At 38.9% G+C, this 22,005-nt stretch carries 5 protein-coding genes; 3 read left to right on the top strand and 2 right to left on the bottom strand.

Going from position 1 to position 22,005, the window contains the following annotated elements:
- The first annotated feature begins 311 nt into the window (after positions 1-311).
- Genes D4A81_RS00485 through D4A81_RS00475 form a run of 3 tightly spaced genes read left to right on the top strand, consistent with a single transcriptional unit; the run spans position 312 to position 3,809 of the window.
- On the top strand, positions 312-515 hold the full coding sequence (locus tag D4A81_RS00485; RefSeq protein WP_111524404.1) for a glutaredoxin domain-containing protein: 204 nt from the start codon (positions 312-314) through the stop codon (positions 513-515).
- Positions 515-2,782: a ribonucleoside-diphosphate reductase subunit alpha gene (locus D4A81_RS00480; protein WP_111524403.1), complete on the top strand. Its 2,268-nt coding sequence runs from the start codon at positions 515-517 to the stop codon at positions 2,780-2,782. Before D4A81_RS00485 ends, D4A81_RS00480 begins: the two co-directional genes overlap by 1 nt.
- Positions 2,775-3,809: a ribonucleotide-diphosphate reductase subunit beta gene (locus tag D4A81_RS00475; RefSeq protein ID WP_111524402.1), complete on the top strand. Its 1,035-nt coding sequence runs from the start codon at positions 2,775-2,777 to the stop codon at positions 3,807-3,809. The genes D4A81_RS00480 and D4A81_RS00475 overlap by 8 nt, the downstream gene beginning before the upstream one ends.
- A gap of 175 nt (positions 3,810-3,984) precedes the next feature.
- Here D4A81_RS00475 and D4A81_RS13610 read toward each other — a convergent pair whose 3' ends face one another.
- Positions 3,985-13,341: a MucBP domain-containing protein gene (locus D4A81_RS13610; RefSeq protein WP_119808218.1), complete on the bottom strand. Its 9,357-nt coding sequence runs from the start codon at positions 13,339-13,341 to the stop codon at positions 3,985-3,987.
- 422 nt (positions 13,342-13,763) lie between these two features.
- Positions 13,764-21,935 (bottom strand): MucBP domain-containing protein, encoded by an 8,172-nt coding sequence (locus D4A81_RS13605; RefSeq protein ID WP_111526053.1) that lies wholly within the window; start codon positions 21,933-21,935, stop codon positions 13,764-13,766.
- Positions 21,936-22,005 lie beyond the last annotated feature (70 nt).

Here is a 22,005-nt window from a genome sequence, read left to right as displayed (position 1 = left end):
AATTCTCCCCTGAAAATTTTTTATCTTTAATTCGTTAATCAATTGTATACTGAACACGCATTTTTTTAATATCATTTGTAACTTTCATTTTATACCCTTTTAGGAATAATTGCTATAGTCATTTATTTACACTTTTATTACCCATATGAAGTAAAATCACCGGCAAGAAAAATATATTTTTATAAAACCAAAATATATACTTTACTTTTTTGGTTTTATATAATAAAATCATTAGACTGATAACACAATATATTGTGCTAAAAATACATTGATTCACAATATATATGTATAATTTAAAGGAGCGTTTAAAAATGATAAAAGTTTATGGAAAAGAAAACTGTGGCAAATGTGTATCTTTAAAAAGCATATTAAAAAATAAAAACCTTGAGTTTGAGTATATTGAAGACATGAAAACACTTATGATAGTTGCAAGTAAGGCAAGAATCATGAGTGCACCTGTGGTGGAATACAATGATAATGTATACTCCATGGAAGCCTTCTTACAGGTGATATAATGTCCGGTGAAAAAAGGAAGGTTGTAAATAGAAATAACATAGTTGAAGATTTAAATATAGAGAAAATAAGAGAAAAGCTTCTAAGAGCCTGTGACGGTCTGGAAGTAAATATGATTGAACTGGAAAGTAATATAGATTCAATCTATGAGGAAAATATTACTACTCAGAAAATTCAGGCATCTTTAATAAATGCCGCTGTCACTATGACAAGCTTTGAAGAAAGTGACTGGTCTTATGTAGCAGGTAGACTTCTTATGATGGAAGCTGAGCGTGAAGTTTATCATTCCAGAAAATTCTCTTATGGTAATTTTTCAAAAACTATAAATAATATGGTCGAACTGGGGCTGTATGATAAAAGACTGTTAACATATACCAAAGAAGAATTAGATCAAATTGCTCCACTCTTAGATATAGACAGAGATATGGTCTATGACTATGCCGGAGCAAATATGCTTGTTAACAGGTATTTAATTAAGCATAAAGGCAAAACCTATGAACTGCCGCAAGAAACATTTATGGCAATATCTATGATGTTGGCTTTAAACGAAAAGCCCGGTGAACCCAGAGTAAATATAGTAAAAGAGTTCTATAATGCATTGTCTCTAAGAAAGCTCTCACTTGCAACTCCTATGCTTGCAAACCTTAGAGTCCCTAATGGAAACTTATCATCATGCTTTATTACAGCAATAGATGACAATATAGAGTCTATATTCTACAATATCGATTCTATAGCAAGAATCAGTAAAAACGGCGGTGGCGTAGGAATAAATGTCTCAAGAATAAGAGCAAAGGGCTCTATGGTAAATGGATACTACAATGCAAGTGGCGGTGTTGTACCATGGATCAGAATAATAAATGATACAGCAGTTGCCGTAAATCAGCAGGGAAGAAGAGCCGGAGCCGCTACAGTGGCTTTGGATACTTGGCATTTGGATATTGAATCATTCCTTGAACTACAAACCGAGAATGGTGACCAAAGAGGAAAAGCCTATGATATCTATCCACAGGTAGTATGTTCCAACCTCTTTATGAAGAGAGTTAAAAACAATGAATCCTGGACTTTACTTGATCCATATGAAATAAGAAGAAAATACGGTGTTGAACTTTGTGAGCTTTATGGTTATGAGTTTGAATCAATCTATGAAAAGCTTGAAAAGGACGATAATATCAAGCTTAAAAAGATTTTAAATGCCAAAGATCTATTTAAGAGTATTATGAAAACTCAGCTTGAAACCGGAATGCCTTATATATTCTTTAAAGACAGAGCAAATGAGGTAAATCACAACTCTCATATGGGTATGATAGGTAATGGAAATCTCTGTATGGAAAGTTTTTCAAACTTCAAACCTACTATGAATTTTGAGGAAGAAGTAGATGGCAATACAGCTATCAGAAAAAGCGATATGGGTGAAATTCACACTTGTAACCTTATCTCTCTTAATCTGGCTGAACTTACCTCTGATGAGATTGAAAAACATGTCGCCCTTGCAATAAGAGCTTTGGATAATACTATAGATTTGACAGTTACTCCTTTAAAGGAATCCAATAAACATAATTTACTTTATAGAACAGTAGGTGTTGGTGCAATGGGACTTGCCGACTATCTGGCAAGAGAATATATGATTTATGAAGACTCTATAAATGAGATAAATGAGCTATTTGAAAGAATAGCACTTTATTCTGTAAAATCTTCCGCATTGCTTGCAAAGGAAAGAGGAGCTTACAAGGCCTTTAAGGGTTCTAAATGGGATCAGAGTATATTCTTCGGCAAGAAAAGAGAATGGTACGGAGCAAACTCTAAATTTAAAGATGAATGGAATGAGGCTTTTTACCTGGTAGAGGCTAACGGCCTAAGAAATGGTGAGCTTACAGCAATAGCACCTAATACTTCCACATCTTTACTGATGGGATCAACTGCATCTGTAACTCCTACATTCTCAAGATTTTATATTGAAAAGAATCAAAGAGGGGCAATACCTAGAACAGTTAAGTATTTAAAGGACAGGGCATGGTTCTATCCTGAGTTTAAAAATGTAAATCCTGTCAGCTATGTAAAGATAATGGCAAAAATAGGTTCTTGGATAACACAGGGTGTGTCTATGGAAATGGTCTTTGACTTAAACAAAAATATTAAAGCAAAAGATATTTATGACACTTTAATTACTGCCTGGGAAGAGGGCTGCAAGAGTGTTTATTATATAAGAACAATTCAAAAGAATACGAATACTATTTCAGATAAAGAGGAGTGCGAAAGCTGTAGTGGATAGAAAGAAATTATTTAATCCGTCAGGTGATGATACATTAAGTGCAAGGAAAATTATAAAGGGTAATTCAACAAACCTTTTTAATTTGAATAATGTTAGATTTCAGTGGGCCAATCACCTTTACAGAACTATGATGGCAAATTTCTGGATACCTGAAAAGGTGGATTTAACCAAAGATAAAAATGACTATGAAAATTTGACCTTACCTGAAAGGGAAGCCTATGACGGAATACTTTCATTTTTGATCTTCCTTGACAGTATACAGACAAATAATATTCCTAATATTTCAGACCATGTCACAGCACCTGAGGTGAATTTATTGCTAGCTATACAAACTTTCCAAGAGTCAATTCACTCTCAATCTTATCAATATATTATTGAATCCATACTTCCAAAGCAAAGTAGAGATCTAATCTATGACAAATGGAGAGATGATAAGATATTATTTGAAAGAAACAGTTTTATTGCAAAGATCTATCAGGATTTTATAGATGAAGAGTCCGATGAGAACTTTGCTAAGGTCATAATAGCAAACTACTTGCTTGAGTCACTGTATTTCTATAATGGTTTTAACTTCTTCTATCTTCTTGCAAGCAGAAATAAGATGGTAGGTACCTCTGATATTATAAGACTGATAAACAGAGATGAGCTCTCACATGTTGTTTTATTTAGAAGTATTGTTAAAGAAATAAAGAATGATTACCCTGAGTTTTTCTCTACAGAAACGATCTATTCCATGTTTAATACTGCTGTTGAGCAGGAAATTAGCTGGACAGAGCATATAATAGGAAATCGTGTACTTGGAATAACTTCTCAGACAACTGAGGGTTATACAAAATGGCTGGCTAATGAACGATTAAAGTCTTTAGGCCTGGAGCCTCTATATTCAGGCTTTAACAAAAATCCTTATAAACATTTGGAAAGATTTGCCGACACTGAGGGCGAAGGTAATGTTAAGTCTAATTTCTTCGAAGGAACTGTTACAAGTTACAATATGAGTTCTTCTATTGACGGATGGGAAGATTTCTAAATAATATATTTGCTGTCATTTTACGATTACTGAATCGTAGGATGGCAGCATTTTTATTACCTATAAGTATGATTCTCTATTGATATCTTTTTAATTCTACATTACACTGAAAACTAATTTCTTTATAAATTTATCTAATAAAAAAGCCCCCAACCTAAGTCGGGAGCCGAAAAAATTATCTATCTTCTTTTTTCTTGAGTGCAAGTGCCATTACAGCTGTCAGTGATGTTATAAGAGCAAATATATATCCTCTCATATCTTTTGTATCTTCTGTCTTTGGAACCGATAATCCGATTCTTGTTGCTGATGTTGCTGATGTCGTTTGCTTTGTTTCTTTTTGATAATCTGACTTTTGTGGCTCTCTTGATGGTGTTGCATTATCTATCAAGATTAATTCCTTGTCACTCTTTGACTTTCCTTCTGTCACTGTATTCACCTTATCAGTTCTTAGCGTACTACTTCCTCCTGCACCTGTGCTTCCTCCTCTGCTTACATTTGATGATGTTGCTATGGATGGGGTTGCAGTCGGTCTGATTACCAAATCCTGATATCTATCACCTGGACGATTTATCTGGCTTGGGGTAGCTATCCTTGAAGGGATACTTCCTTCCGGTGTTACCGGAGTCACTCCTCCCGGTGTTACCGGACTTATAGGAGTTATGCTTCCCGGCGTTACCGGAATTATTGTTCCAGGTGTTACCGGAATTATTGTTCCAGGTGTTACCGGAGTAACCGGTATTACAGGTTGTGGTATTATTACTTGTCCAGGATTCTTCTTATATACATAAGTTACTTCTATTCTTCCCGGGCTAAATACTCCTGTCTCTGATCCCCTTACTAACAATAAGGTATATCCTGCTATCTCCTTTGATGCTGTTTCATATGGTAGGCCTAGGCTTCTACTTCCATCAAGTATTTCATCACTCTCTATTGGTAGTCCTGCTGTATCTACATAATGGGCTATTACATCTCCGGCATCCTTCCTGCGATATACATATGTCACACTCTGGCTTCCACTTGTAAATACTCCATTTGCATTACTTGGCACACTTATTAGATCGTAATTATCAAATACTTTTGAACTTGATGTATAGCTCTCTCCCAGCTTCTCACTTCCATCCAGTACCTCAGGGGTTTCCAGTGGTACATTTCCATTCTCATCTATATGCTCGATTACAACATCTCCCGCATCCTCATGCTTATAGATATAATTTACTGTTATTGGTGGTACTGTAAATACTCCATTTGCATTTGGCGGTACTGTTATCAGTCTATAGTTTGGTATGGTCTTTGGTGTTGTTGTATATGGCAAGCCTACATTATCACTTCCTGTTATTGTATCAGGTGTCTCAATCCTGTTTCCATGATTGTCCAGATAATTTACTACTACTCCACCTGACTGCTTTCTCTTATATAGATAGGTTACACTTTGGCTTCCGCTTACATATGTTCCTGTTGCGTTAGACGGTACTGTATCTATCTCATAGTCTGAGTAAGTCTCAGGGCTTGTTGTATATGGAAGTCCCAGCTTTCTGCTTCCGTCAAGTACTGTCGGTGTACTTAAATCGCTATTATCATATACTGATTTGTGGTATACCGTTACATCTCCGGCATCTGCTCTTCTATATACATAGGTTACTGTCTGTGGACCAGGTATAAATGTTCCATTTGCATTTGTAGGTATGCTCACTAATGTGAAGTTTGGTATTGTCTTTGATGTAGTTGTATATGGAAGGCCAAGCTTTCCTGTTCCACTTTGGGTCTCAGGTATATCTATCTCATTTCCATCCTCATCTACATAAATACTTGTTACATCTCCCGCAGGCATTCTTCTATATTCATAGATTACTGTCTGTGGTGTATTGGTATATGTACCGTTCTTATTTACAGGTTGTGCTACCAACTCGTAGTTAGGGATATTCTTTTCTGTTGTTGTATATGGTAGTCCCAGTTTTCCTGCTCCTCCCATTACATCATCTGTATCCAGTGGTGTTCCACTTCCCTGTTCTACATATTTTACAGTTACACTCTGAGCATCATTTCTTACATACTCATAGGTTACCACTGTTGTTCCACTACTTGGATAGGTTCCTGTGTGATCTGTTGGTGTCGCATTTACTACTGTAAAGTTTGCTACTGTTGCAGGACTTGTATTATATGTAAGTCCTGACTTTCCTGCACCACTTAGATTCTCATCCGGTGATACTGATGTTGTAGTTCCCTGCTCGTAGTGATGTACCAATACATTTCCGGCATCATTTCTTCTATAGAAGTAGGTTACTTCCTGATTACCGCTTGTATATGTTCCATTCTTATTACTTGGCTGAGCTACCAATGTAAAGTTTGGAATACTGTGCTCTGTAGTAGTATATGGAAGACCTAGTTTTCCACTTCCATTTAATGTAGTATCAGGTACCAGTGGAGTTGTTGTTCCATCCTCGTAGTGATGTACTATTACATTTCCTGCATTGTTTCTTACATACTCATAGGTTACTACTGTTGTTCCACTATTTGGATAGGTTCCTGTGTGGTCTGTAGGTGTACTGCTTACTACTGTGTAGTTTACTACTGTCGCAGGGCTTGTATTATATGTAAGTCCTGACTTTCCTGCACCACTTAGATTCTCATCCGGTGATACTGATGTTGTAGTTCCGGCTTCGTAATGATGTACCAATACATTTCCGGCATCATTTCTTCTATAAAAATAGGTTACTTCCTGATTACCGCTTGTATAGGTTCCATTCTTATTTGCCGGCTGAGCTACTAGCGTAAAGTTTGGTATGTTATGCTCTGTAGTAGTATATGGTAGACCAAGCTTTCCACTTCCATTTAGTGTAGTATCAGGTACAAGTGGAGTTGTTGTTCCATCCTCGTAATGATGTACTATTACATTTCCTCCATCGTTTCTTACATACTCATAGGTTACTACTGTTGTTCCACTATTTGGATAGGTTCCTGTGTGGTTTGTAGGGGTTGTGCTTACTACTGTGTAGTTTGCTACTGTTGCAGGGCTTGTTGTATATGTAAGTCCTGACTTTCCTACTCCGCTTAAGTTCTCATCAGGTGATACAGGGGTTGTTGTTCCCTGCTCGTAATGGTGAACTATTACATTTCCAACGTCTTTTCTTCTGTACTTATAGATAACAGTCTGTGGACTGTTTCCATGGGTAAGGGTTGTTGCTCCTGTTGCACTTGGGGTTGTCGCACTTGGAGCTCCGCTTACATCTACACTTACATACTCAAAGTTTGCTATATTTGCTTCCTTGTTTGTAAGGTTTTCATTTGTTCCAAGCTTTCCACTTCCTGATATAACTTCCGGACTTGGGCCGGCTGCTCCTGCCGGTGTGTATAACTCTGTATTTGTTCCATCCTCTATGTGATGAACTGTGATATTTGAAGCATCTTTTCTCTTGTAGTAATAGTTTACTACCTGATTTCCTGCTATGTATGTTACTGTAGTATCTCCTGTTGCACTTGGTGTATTTGCACCGCTTGCTCCACTTACATCTACGCTTACATATTCATAGTTTGCTATAGCTGCTTCTTTATTTGTGAGGTCTTCACTTAGTCCAAGCTTTCCTGTTCCATTGAAGGTTTCAGCACTTGGTGCCGCCGCTCCCAAAGGTTTATAAAGCTGATTTGTTGTTCCCACCTCAAAGTGATTTACTGTTATATTTCCTGCGTTCTTGCGTTTATAAACATAGGTTACTGTTATATCATTTCCTGCCGGTGGATAGTTTCCACTATGGTTTGCAGGGGTTGCACTTACAAGTTCATAGTTGTTAAAGTTTTGTGGTGTTGTCGTATATGGCAAACCTAGCTTTCCGGATCCGTTTAATGTATCCGGACTCTTTAGTGGGATGTTGCTTCCCTGCTCCACATAATTTACTATAACATTTCCTGCATCTTTTCTTCTGTACTTATAAGTTACTGTCTGTGCATTATTTCCATGTGTAAGGGTTGTTGCTCCTGTGCTACTTGGGCTTGTTGCACTTGGTGCTCCGCTTACATCAATTCCTACATATTCAAAGTTTGCTATATCAGCCGCTCTGTTATTTAGGTTTTCTGTTGTTCCAAGCTTTCCTGCTCCTGAGATTGTCTCCGCACTTGGTGCAGCCGCTCCTGCAGGTGTGTAAAGCTCTGTTGTTGTTCCATCCTCTACGTGATGTACTGTTATATTTGCTGCATTCTTTCTTCTGTATCTATAGGTTACTGTCTGAGTTCCTGCCTGGTATGTAACTCCTGTAGCTCCTGTAGCTGTCGGGGTACTTGCTCCCGGTGCTGCACTTACTTCCACATTTACATACTCATAGTTAGCTATATCTGCTTCCTTGTTTGTAAGGTTTTCAACAAGTCCAAGCTTTCCGCTTCCGTCAAAGGTCTGTGCACTTGGTGATGCTGCTCCTGCTGGTGTATAAAGCTGTGTACTTCCGCCAACCTCGTAGTGGTTAACTACGATGTTTCCAGCATTCTTTCTTCTGTACTTATAGATTACTGTCTGTGCTGTATTTCCATGTGTAAGAGTTGTTGCTCCTGTTGCACTTGGGGTTGTTGCACTTGCAGCTCCGCTTACATCCACTCCTACAAACTCATAGTTTGCTATATCTGCTTCCTTGTTTGTAAGATTCTCTGTAAGTCCTAACTTTCCACTACCGCTTATCGTCTCAGGTCCCGGAGACGCTGCTCCCGCCGGTGTGTAAAGTTCTGTTGTTGTTCCGTCAATGTAGTGATGTACTGTGATATTTGCCGCATCTTTTCGCTTATATCTGTATGTCACTACCTGATTTCCTGTCTGGTATGTAACGCTTGTATCTCCTGTTGCTGTTGGTGTGCTTGCACCGCTTGCTCCACTTACATCTACGCTTACATACTCGTAGTTGGCAATATCTGCCGCCTTATTTGTTAAGTTCTCACTTAATCCAAGCTTTCCGCTTCCGTTAAAGTTTTCAGGTCCTGCTGTCGCTGCTCCTGCAGGTTTGTAAAGCTGTGTACTTCCACCAACTTCATAATGGTTGACTGTAATGTTTCCGGCATTCTTTCTTCTGTAAACATAAGTTACTGTGATATCACTTCCTGCCGGTGGATAATTTCCTGTATGATTTGTAGGTGTTGCACTTACAAGCTCATAGTTTGCGAAAGTATCAGGTGTTGTTGTATAAGCTAGACCAAGCTTTCCTGCTCCGCTCTTTGTCTCCGGACTCTTAAGTGGAGTGTTTGTTCCCTGCTCTACAAAGTTTACTATAACATTTCCTGCATCATTTCTCTTGTAGTAATAAGTTACTGTCTGTGTTCCCGGTTGGTATGTACCGTTTTGGTTTGTCGGCACTGTTACTACCGTAAAGTTTGGAATTGTCTGTGTTGTTGTATTATATGGCAATCCAAGCTTATTTGTTCCGTTTAATGTTACATCAGGTACAAGCTGTATTGTTGTTCCCTGCTCATAGTGATGTACTATAACATCTCCCGCATTTTTTCTCTTATAGTAATAAGTTACTGTTTGTGGTGTGTTTCCGTGAGTAAGTGTTGTTGCACCTGTCGATGTCGGTGTTGTTGCACTTGGTGCTCCGGTAACATCTGTACTTACATATTCAAAGTTTGCGATGTCTGATGCTTTGTTTGTAAGATTTTGTGTAGTTCCAAGCTTTCCTGCTCCCGAGATTGTCTCTGCACTTGGTGCTGCTGCTCCCGCAGGTGTATAAAGCTGTGTACTTCCTCCCACTTCATAGTGGTTTACTGTTATGTTTGCAGCATCTTTTCTCTTGTATCTGTAGGTTACTGTCTGAGGTGCTGTTTGATATGTAACTGTTGTATTACCTGTAGCTGTTGGCGATGTCGCTGAAGGTGCTCCCGTTACATCTGTACTTACATACTCGAAGTTGGCGATGTCTGCTTCTTTGTTTGTAAGATTCTCACTAAGTCCCAGTTTTTCCGTTCCTACATAAGTTTCAGCACTTGGTGCTGTCGCTCCTGAAGGTGTATAAAGCTGTGTACTTCCACCTACTTCAAAGTGGTTCACAGTTATATTTCCTGCAGTCTTTCTCTTGTACTTTAATACTACGACATTCTGTCCCGGATTTAATGTTCCTGTAAGCGGTCTGCCGTTTGTAAGATCCGGCTCCGCATACTCATAATTAGCTACACCTGTAAGTGTTGTAGGCGGTGTTACAGTATATGGATCTCTAAAGCCGTGAACACTGTCCGTATCGGCCACATTTCCGCTTCCGTCATCAAGCGGTATCGGATTGCCTGCCATATCTACATATTTTACTTTCAATGTAGAATTACTTGCCACAAGCGCAGCATTTGCTGTTTTCTTATCATCACTTGGTGTAAGTGTTACGCTTGTATCAAATACAGGATTGCTTCCCTGAGTTCCGTCAGCAAAGTCATTTCCTATTATTAGTGATGTAGATGTAACACGGTTTGTACTTATTGTATCTCCTACTCCCGGTGTTATCACTACTTTGTATGTTCCTGCTCTTGAAATGTTGTCAAATGCGTAGTCTCCGTTTGCATTGGCTGTGGTAGTCATCGGATTACCTGATTCATCAAGTACCGGATTACCGCTTGCATCATAAAGACTTACCGTTCTGCCTGCTGCAGGTACGTCTCCATCAGTTGTAAGATATGTACCGTTTCCGCTTCCACCTGCAGGTGGAACATCATAGTAGATCTTACCGCTGATCTTATATTTCTTTGGTATTACAACATTGCTAAGTGCCTCAAATGCACCTGTATAGCTGTCTCCGGCAAATCCCGCAAAGGTATTTACCGCTTTGTTTGTGGTATCAAGAGGAGTGGTATCAGGCATCTTTGCTCTGAATGTAATATCATCTGATGATCCGCTTGCCAGTGTATATCCCGGCTTCATCTTAAGTCTGAACATAGTAACCGCTGACCAGTCTGAAACCGATGAAGTCCATGTAGCGCCTGCATAGTTGGCAGCTATATTTCCTTCTGTAACAGGGGTTGTACTGTATTCATATGTATAGTTCGGATTAGGATCAAGAGGACCTGTAAGTCCAAGTCTGTATGTTGAACCTCTGTCAGCATAATTACCCTGCTGATCCGGTGCTATTGCCTTATCACCCACATGTGGCAGGATATCAAAGAATGTAAATCCGCTAACTCCTGTTATAGAGTTATTGAAAATGTTTAACTTATAGTCTACTATCTGCTCACTGTCAGGTGTTGTAAGCGTTGAATACAAAGTCTCAGCTGAATCCGCTCTCTTTGATCTCTTTGTAAGGATCAACTCAAGCGGCGGTGAGTAAAGATATGTAGCCTTTTTGCTGGTGAACTTCTCTGTTGTGTTTCCGTCATTGTCCAGGTCAAGGACATCATCATAGAGTCCCGGCACCTTATCGGTAGCGGCCTCTTCATTATTGTCCCATGACATATATGTATCTATGGAGTTCTGACCGCCTGCCATATTCTTGGTAGTCTTAAATCTCGGATAAAAGCCTATAGTATAATAATTAGATCCCTTCGGAAGGTGGAATGTCGGGAAATCCCAGATGTAAGCAGTCTTTCCGGTATTCTTAAAGTTATATTCCACTCTGTAATTATTCAGATACGGACCGAATGTAGGCTGTCCTAAATAGTTGGTGGTCATACCCTTAAACTCAAGAGCCGGATCTGCCAATAAAAAGAACTTCGGATTCTTTACATCTCTACCTCTCTCAGGAAGGTTGTGACGGAACTGTATACCGTCAGTCATAGCAAATTCTTCGTTCAGATACTTTGTTCCCAAGTTCTGATTCTGAGTGGTATGGGCACTTTCTTTTGCATAAATTTTTGCCCATCTTATCATCTGTCTGGTTTGAGCATTCCATTGATGACTTGCTCCGTCATCACCGTATACATTTGCTCTGTTATAAGTGTCCGAATAACTTTGTTCATTATCAGGCTTTGCATCCAAAATAGTCTTTACATTATTGTATGAGCTCTCTGCCAAACGGAATTTATATGTTGCAACCACTACTTTACCGTTTGGTGCCTGTACCTCTATGGGATTTGTAAACTTAAGATTTATCTTTGTGTAATGAGTAGGATTCGGCAAATCAATCATTGTGGAGTTCTCTGTAATCGATACATTTGTAGCAATCACTTCCTCACTACCGTCAGGCTTTGTTCCTATAAGTTGGTTATTTGAAAGAGCAGCCTTTTGAGTGGCATCCAAAACAGGAATAGTCTGCTCCGTTCCCGATGCATCAACTACTTTTCCTGTTAAGTTCGGATATTTGATTTGATATCCCATAAATTCCATATCGACTTCCGGAGTATCAAGTATTGAGAAAATTCTTCCCTTTTTTTGGCCTAAAGTCGGATATGTTACAGGTGTTCCCGTATTCCAGCCCCATGTAGTACTGATATCATATTTATGTACAGTTGATTCCTCTCTGTCGTCAAATGTCAAATACCATGGACTTGCACTTTTATAAGCTGTAATACCTCTGTCTGTCGGAGGTATTGCCGGAAATGAAGCATATCTGGCAAAAGACTTAGATTTCTCCAAAGATGCCTGATCTATTGACCCGTCATCATTTACATAAGCCCAGGTTATAGGGAATGTAACTTCGACAGGTGCATTTAATGTTCCGGTAGGCTGATTGTTATATCTTATGTAGAAACCTTCACTGGTATATGTATTACTCGGATAATTCTTTTCTTTACTGATAGTATGGTTTACAGGATCATATGTCCATCCGGCATTTCTGCTGTCTGTAGTATCGAAGTTTTCATTTGCCGGAAGCTGTACCGTTACTCTTGTCTTTCTTCTGTCGGCACCTACTTGTGGAAAACTTGTACCATGATATGTACCCGGTGCCGGCCAGTTGGTTCTTCTGGTATAAAAATCTACATATGTAGATAATGTATTTGAAAGTGAGTTATTACTTTGTAAATCACTAGAACCCTGTACATACTGGTAGCTTCTTCTGTAGTTATAATCCTCGCTACCATATCCGATAGGATATGTCTTTGCAGTGAAGGTATTATTGTTACTCTCAAGCAAAGTATCGTTTGCATCATATACCTGATACGGTATTACATAACTCTCATTATTTGCAAGTGAGAAGTCTGCAATCTTGCCCTTAAAAGGCACTGTCTGTGTGGTACCACCGCCAAGGTTATTAAACTTCAGCTTAACTATGTGGTACTCAGTATCTGATGAGCTATCTATATTCAAATAATTAGTACTTGGTCTATTTATCCAGGTAGAAATATTGGTAGCATTTACCGTTGGAAAAATCTTCTTTGGTAAATAGAGCTTTCCATATGCACCCGGTATACTTCTAGTAATCGACGAAACCGTAATATTTGCATAAAACGAAACCTCCTCTCCTACATAGAAGTCACTGTTTCCACGACTGTTAACTACACTTCTGTCATATGTTACTTCTGCAATTATGTCCGGATCGTTAACTATGCCCGGTGGGCCGGCATAGACTGTGAAGAACTCACCCATGGATAAGAACACCATCACAAATGATAAAAGAGCGGCTAATAAACGCTTTTTTAAATTATTCATTTTTCCTCCTAATATTATTTGATAAAATATTTAAATACTGCAAAATATGAGAGCTATCCTTTATGATTACCTCTCTTTTTTAAGTCTGTTATTATACTTTATCATTTATGTGCACATTTAACACCTAACTATAATGCACTCTACATAGATATCATTTTATGAAAATATCTCTTATACATATCCAAAAATTTCTTTGCGATGATATGGTTTATTTTGCGATGATTTCCATATTTTTGTAGATTTTTGATATTTTCTTGAAATTTTCTTATTATCTATGGTGTCATAATATCATATCACACATCACTTAAAAAAATCCTTACCAAATCTATACGGTTTCTTAAAAATGTGTAACTCATTTTAAATGCAGTGTTTACATTTTTTTACCATTTAAAAATCCCCCGGCTTTTGCCGAGGGACAAAAATTATACTTTTTCTTTTTTCTTGAGTGCAATTATTATTGCAGCTGTCAGAGAGGTAATAAGGGCAAATATATATCCTCTCATATCTTTTGCATCTTCTGTCTTTGGAACTGATAATGCAATTCTTGTATTCGGAGTCAATGTAGCCTTTTGTGGTGTAGATTTTGTTGTATCCACATTTGGCTTGTCTATGATTGGATCCTCAAGTTTTAGTCCATTCTTAGACTGTCCGTTATCTACTGTTACCGCCTTTCCAGGTCTAACTGTTGAATTTCCACCTGACGAACTTCCACCTCTGCTTCCATTTGATGATGTTGCAATAGATGGTGTTGCTGTTGGTCTAATAACCAAATCCTGGTATCTATCACCCGGACGATTTATCTGACTTGGTGTAGCTATTCTTGAAGGAGTAGTTCCATCCGGTGTTACCTGATTTACTGAACCTGGTGTTCCCGGAATTATAGGAGTTACGCTTCCCGGTGTGACCGGAGTTACTGTTCCTGGTGTTCCCGGTATTATAGGACTTATACTTCCTGGAGTTCCTGGTGTTATTATTCCAGGTGTAACCGGAATTGTTGGAACTACAGGTTGTGGTATTATTACCTGTCCCGGATTCTTCTTATAAACATAAGTTACTGTTATTGTACCACTTGTAAATACTCCGGTCTCAGAACCCTGTACAAGATATAGCGTATATCCTTCGATATCCTTTGCATTGGTTGCATATGGCAAGCCAAGGCTTCTTGTACCATCAAGTATTTCATCACTCTCTATTGGAAGCCATGCAGTATCTACATAATGGGCAATTACATCTCCCGCATCTTTTCTGCGATATACATATGTCACAGTCTGACTTCCACTTTCAAATGTTCCATTAGCATTACTTGGTACGCTTATTACATCAAAGTTTTCAAATGCTTTCACACTTGAAGTATATGGCATTCCAAGTTTCTCTGTTCCATCCAATACCTCCGGAGTCTCTAGAGGTACATTTCCATTCTCATCTATATGCTCAATAACCACATCTCCGGCATCTTGACGCTTGTAAATGTAATCTACTGTAATAGGTGCTACAGTAAATGTTCCATTTGCATTAGCCGGTACTGTTATCAAATCATAGTATTGAATAGTCTTTGGTGATGTAGTATATGGTAAGCCCACATTGTCACTTCCTGTTATTGTATCCGGTGTTTCAATACTATTTCCATGATTATCCAAATAATTTACCTTTACTCCACCTGATTGCTTTCTCTTATAGAGATAAGTTACTGTCTGTGGACCACTTGTAAATGTTCCATTTGCATTACTTGGCACAGTAGTTACCTCAAAGTCTGAATACGTCTCAGGACTTGTAGTATATGGAAGTCCAAGCTTTCTTGTTCCATCAAGCACTGTTGGTGTACTTAAATCACTATTATCATATACTGACTTGTGATATACAGTTACATCTCCCGCATCGGCTCTTCTGTAAACATAGGTTACTGTCTGTGGGCCACTTGTAAATGTTCCATTTGCATTACTTGGCACACTTACTAAAGTAAAGTTTGGTATAGTCTTTGCTGTAGTAGTATATGGCAAACCAAGCTTTCCTGCTCCTGATTGAACATCCGGTGTGGAAACTTCATTACCTTCATCATCTACATAAACGCTTGTTACATCTCCTGCAGCCATTCTTCTATATTCATAGATTACTGTCTGTGGTGTGTTACTGTATGTACCATTCTTATTAACCGGTTGGGCTACCAGTTCATAGTTAGGAATATTCTTCTCTGTAGTAGTATATGGCAATCCAAGCTTTCCTGCTCCATTCAATACATCATCCGTATCAAGTGGTGTACCACTTCCCTGTTCAAGATATTTTACAGTCACATCTTCGGCATCGTTTCTTGTGTAGAGATATGTTACTACTATTGTTCCACTTGCCGGATAATTTCCTGCATGGTCTAGTGGTGTTGCATTTACAACAGTATAGTTAGGTATATTTGCAGAATTTGTACTATAAGTAAGTCCTAGTTTACCTACACCACTTAGATTCTCATCAGGAGATACAGATGTTGTTGTTCCGTTTTCATAGTGATGTACTATTACATTTCCGGCATCATTTCTTCTATAGAAATATGTAACCTCCTGATTTCCTACAGTATATGTTCCATTCTTATTAACCGGCTGGGCTACCAGTGTAAAGTTTGGAATATTATGCTCTGTAGTAGTGTATGGAAGTCCAAGCTTACCTGTACCACTTATTGTAATATCAGGCATCAATGGAGTGGTTGTACCATCTTCATAGTGATGAACTGTTACATCTCCTGCATCATCTCTGGTGTAATAATATGTTACTACCGTTGTTCCACTTGCCGGATAATTTCCTGTGTGATTTGTAGGTGTTGTGCTTACTACAGTATAATTAGCTACACTTGCCGGGCTTGTATTATATGTTAGTCCAAGCTTTCCTACGCCACTTAGGTTCTCATCAGCGGACACTGATGTTGTTGTACCATTTTCATAGTGATGAACTAATACATTTCCTGCATTCTTTCTTCTATATGTATAGATTACAGTCTGTTGATTAGTTCCATGTGTAAGTGTTGTAGCTCCATTTGCTCCCGGGCTTGTTGCACTTGGTGCTCCACTGACATCCACATTTACATACTCAAAGTTTGCTATATTAGCAGCCTGATTTGTAAGATTTTCATTTGTTCCAAGTTTTCCGGTTCCTGAGATAATCTCCGGTCCTACAGCTCCTGCTCCTGCCGGTGTATAGAGTTCATTTGTTGTTCCGACCTCGTAGTGATGAACAACTATATTTGCAGCATCCTTTCTTCTGTATCTATAAGTTACAGTCTGATTTCCTGCTACATATGTAACCGCTGTGTCTCCGGTTGCGCTAGGAGTATTTGCTCCCGATGCTCCGGTAGTGTCAACGCTTACAAACTCATAATCGGCTATATCAGCTTCTCTATTTCCAAGGTTCTCAGATAATCCAAGCTTTCCTGTTCCTACGAAGCTTTCCGGCGCTACTGTAGCTGAACCTGCCGGCTTGTAAAGTTGTGTACTTCCTCCCACTTCAAAGTGGTTTACAGTAATATTTCCTGCATCCTTTCTTCTATACACATAGGTTACAGTAATATCATTTCCTGCATTAGGATAGTTTCCGGTATGATTTGCCGGTGTTGCACTGACAAGATCATAATTATTAAAGTTTTGCGGAGTAGTTGTATATGTCAGTCCAAGTTTTCCTGCTCCATTTAGGGTATCAGGAGTCTTCAGAGGTACATTAGTTCCCTGCTCCACATAATTTACAACAACATTTCCGGCATCTTTTCTTCTGTACTTATAGATAACAGTCTGTGCTGTAGTTCCATGCGTAAGTGTTGTAGCTCCTGTCGCTCCCGGGCTTGTTGCACTTGGTGCTCCACTTACATCCACACCTACAAACTCGTAATTTGTTATATCTGCTTCCTTGTTTGTAAGATTTTCAGTCAATCCAAGCTTTCCATTTCCTGAGATCGTAACTGCACTAGGAGTAGTTGCTCCTGCCGGTGTATAAAGCTCTGTTGTAGTTCCATCTTCGTAATGATGAACTGTGATATTTGCAGCATTCTTTCTTCTATATCTATAAGTTACTGTTTGAGCTCCGGTCTGATATGTGACATTTGTCTGTCCTGAGCCTCCAGTTGCTGTAAGTCCCGGTGCTCCACTTGTATCAACACTGACATATTCATAGTTGGCTATGTCGGCTTCTCTGTTTACAAATGTCTCGCTCAGTCCAAGCTTTCCTGTACCGTCAAATACCTCCGCACTTGGTGCAGCCGCTCCTGCCGGTGTATAAAGCTGTGTACTTCCTCCTACTTCATAATGATTTACAGTGATATTTCCTGCGTCATTTCTCTTATAGTAATAAGTTACTGTTTGAGCACCGGTTTGATATGTACCATTCTGATTTGCCGGTACTGTTACCACTGTAAAGTTTGGTATAGCCTGAGTGGTTGTTGTATAAGGCAATCCAAGCTTTCCTGTACCATTTAATGTCATATCCGGTACTAACTGCGTTGTTGTTCCCTGCTCATAGTGATGTACTATAACATTTCCGGCATCTTTTCGTTTATACTTATAGATTACTGTTTGTGCAGTGCTTCCATGTGTAAGAGTTGTTTCTCCTGCTGTACCCGGTGCTGTTGCACTTGGTGCTCCGGCTACATCAACACTCACATATTCATAGTTTGGTATATCAGTCGCTTTATTTGTAAGATCCTCTGTAAGTCCCAGCTTGCCACTACCTGAGATAGTAACTGCAGTAGGAGTACTTGCTCCTGTAGGTGTATAAAGCTCTGTTGTAGTTCCATCCTCATAGTGGTGAACTGTAATATTAGCTGCATTCTTCCTCTTGTAATAATAAGTTACAGTCTGTGGAGCTGTCTGATATGTTACTGTTGTAGCTCCTATTGCACTTGGTGTTGTAGCTGAGTTTGCACCGCTTCTATCTACACTTACATATTCAAAGTTTGGAATATCTGCCGACTTATTTGTAAGGTTCTCAGTCAGTCCAAGCTTAGCAGTACCGTCAAATACCTCTGCACTTGTAGTAGTAGCTCCTGCCGGTTTATAAAGTTCGGTAGTCTGACCCACCTCATAGTGGTGTACTGTAATATCTCCCGCCTGTTTTCTCTTATACTTAAGTATAACGACATTCTGACCCGGATTCAGTGTACCGGTAAGAGGTCTGCCGTTTGTAAGATCAGGCTCAGCATATTCAAAGTTTGTTACACCTGTAAGTGCAGTCGGTGGAGTAACATTATATGCCGCTCTAAATGTATGTGTAGAATCTGTATCCGGCACATTTCCGCTTCCGTCATCAAGAGGTATCGGATTACCTGACATATCTACATACTTTACTTTAAGTGTTGAATTGCTTGCTTCAAGGGCCGCATTGGCAGTCTTTTTATCCGCACTCGGTGTTACTGTGACATTTGCCTCAAATACAGCATTTCCTCCAAGTGTAGCGTTGTTAAAATCATTACCTATTACAAGTGATGTTGAAGTAACATGTATTCCGCTTAATGTATCTCCCGTACCCGGAGTAACTACTACCTTGTATGTACCCTGAGTTGAGATATTGTCAAATGAATAGTCACCATTACTATCAGCTATAGTAGTTACAGGGTTTCCGTCTGTTCCTATAACCGGTGTTCCATCTGATTTATAGAGTGCTACACTTCTTCCTGCAGCAGGTGCATCATCATCTGTTGTAAGATATGTACCGTTTGCAGTTCCACCTGTAGGAGGTACATCATAGTAAATCTTACCGCTTATTTTGTACTTCTTAGGTGTTACAGTATTAGCTAGTGCTTCGAAGGCTCCTGTATAATTATCACCTGAGAATCCTGCAAATGTATTTACCGCCTTATCTGTAGTATCAAGCGGTACTGTACTTGGCATCTTTGCTTTAAATGTAATTATATCAGTACTGTGACTTGAAAGTACATGTCCCGGCTTCATCTTTGCTCTGAGCATAGTTACCTGAGACCAGTCCGATACTGATGTAACCCATGTTGCTCCTGCATAGTTTGCAGCTATATTCCCTTCTGTAACAGGTGTTGTACTATACTCATAAGTATAGTTTGGATTTGCAGTAATAGGCCCTGTCAAAGTTACCTTATATGTAGAACCTCTATCTGCATAGTTACCCTGCTGATCAGGTGCTACAGCCTTATCACCTACATGAGGCAGGATATCAAAGAATGTATATCCGCTCACCGGATCAACCGAGTTGTTAAAGATATTTAGCTGATAATCTACTATCTGCTCACTGTCCGGAGTGGTAATAGATGAGTACTGTGTATTTCCGGCATCGGCTCTCTTTGATCTCTTTGTTAATATAAGCTCAAGAGGTGGAGTATATACATACTTCTCCTGCTTACTTGAGAACTTCTCTGTAGTATTACCGTCATTGTCTAGATCAAGTGTATCCGCATAAAGTCCAGGTATCTGACTGCTTACAGGAGCTTCCTCATTATTATCCCAAGAAAGATACGTATCTATAGTACCCGGTCCTGCCGTAACATTTCTGGTAAACTTAAATTTAGGATACAGATATAAATAGTAGTATGTACTGTTTCCTTGAGGTAAATTCAAATCAGGAAAATCCCATATATATGCAGTCTTTCCTGTATTTTTAAAGTTATACTCCACTCTGTAATTGCTTAAAACAGCCGGTGTCAATTGAGGATTATAATAATTATTTCCGGTTAATTCTTGAAACTCAAATCCCGGATCTGCCAAAACATAATACTTAGGATTTTTTATATCTCTGCCGCCGGCACCTAAGTTGTAATAGAACTGTATATTATCAGACACGCTTGCTATATCATTGATGTATTTTGTTCCCAGGTCATTATTTTGATAATAATGCTGGTACTCGTAAGCAAAAGCCTTTGTCCATTTTGCCCAGTCTCTGGCTGAAGGAGTAATTGCTGAAGCCTTTCCCGTGTCCGCTTTCAATGTGGCTTTGTTATAAGTATATACACTTGAATTTGAATTGTTAGGCATAGGAGCAAGCTGGTTCTTTACATTATTGTAAGCGCCCTGCTCCAATCTGAACTTATATACAATTTCTATTGCATTTGAGCCTACAGCCTGTACTTCTATAGGATTGTCAAACTTAAGTTCTATTTTTTTATAGTGCTTAGGTGCAGGTAATGTAACCTCTGTGGAATCAGAAGTAATAGATATGTTTGTAGCTATTATTTCCGTACTTCCATCCGCCTTTGTACCTATAAGTTTATTATGTGAAAGTGCTGCCTGCTGTGTGGCATCCAGTACAGGAATAGACTGATACGAAGTCGAACCTGTAGTTCCCTGAACATATCCTGTTGCATTAGGATATCTTATTTTATATGATATAAAATCCATATCCACTTCAGGAGTATCCTCAATAGAATCTATTGTATGATGATATGCTCCTTGTACCGGATACTGTGACGGAGTTCCTGTACTCCAGTACCAATACGCACTCATAGTATAACTATGAATAGTTGTATCCTGATCTCCAAGCAAGATTGTATATGGCGAATTTGTCGACTTTCTGAAATAGATATTTCCGTCTGTAGGCGGAGTTCCCGGATATGAACTATATCTGGCGGTAACTACAGATTTCTCAAGAGATGCCGCATCTAACGACCCGTCATCATTTACATACTGCCAAGAAATCGGAAAAGATACTGTTTCATATGGGTATGTAGTACCTACAGCCTGATTATTATACTTAATATAGAAATAATCATATTCCGTATAGATATTTCCATACTGTTTATCTCTGGTTATGGTATGGTTACTTGCATTATATGTCCATCCCGCATTATTTGGATCGGTTGTATCGAACCTCTCATTAGCCGGAAGCTGTACTGTAAGCCTTGTCTTTCTTCTGTCTGAACCTATATTCTTGGTAGAAGTACCATGAAATGTTCCTGCTGCAGGCCAGTCGGTTCTGTTTGTATATATATATATTCTACTGACATTATCATTTGATAAAGTAGTGTTATTTTGCAGATCTGAACTTCCCTGTAAAAAGCTGAAAGTGTTTGAATAATTGCTTGTCTCACTCGTATATCCTATAGGATATGTCTTGGCTGTAAAGGTATTGTTATTGCTTTCAAGCAGTGTTCCGTCAGCACTGTATACCTGCCAAGGTATTGTATAAGTCTCATTATTGGCAAGCGAGTTCGGCTGTATTGTTGCCTTAAAAGGCACTGTCTGAGTTACACCTCCACCTAAAGTATTATACTTCATTGTAACAATTATGTATTCGTTGTCACTGGTATTATCAATACTTAGATAGTCTGTTGCCGGCCTGTTTAACCATGTCGAAATATTTGATGAACTTATATAATTTCCAAATACTTTCTTTGGCAAATAAAGTTTTGAATATGCCCCTGGCAAACTTCTTGACGGTGATGAAATTCTGATTTTTGCATAGAACGGTACTTCTTCACCTACATAAAAGTCTGTGTTTCCTCTTGCAGCTGTTGCCACATCATCATATGTAATGCTTGATAATATATCCGGGTCATCAACCACCCCCGGTGGTCCGGCATAAGCCGTAAGCATATCTCCCATTGACAGAAAAACCATCACAAAAGATAATAGCATAGCTAAAAAGCGTTTTCTAAATTGCTTCATTAAACCTCCTTATTAATTTTATTGTAATCAAATATAGGAGTCATCTTATTGATCACTCCAAAAGCCTGAT

It is taken from the genome of Lachnoanaerobaculum umeaense (assembly GCF_003589745.1).
GTDB classification, from domain to species: domain Bacteria; phylum Bacillota; class Clostridia; order Lachnospirales; family Lachnospiraceae; genus Lachnoanaerobaculum; species Lachnoanaerobaculum umeaense.
Note: the sequence above shows the minus strand (reverse complement) of the source record. Positions and strands in the feature narration are given on the sequence as shown.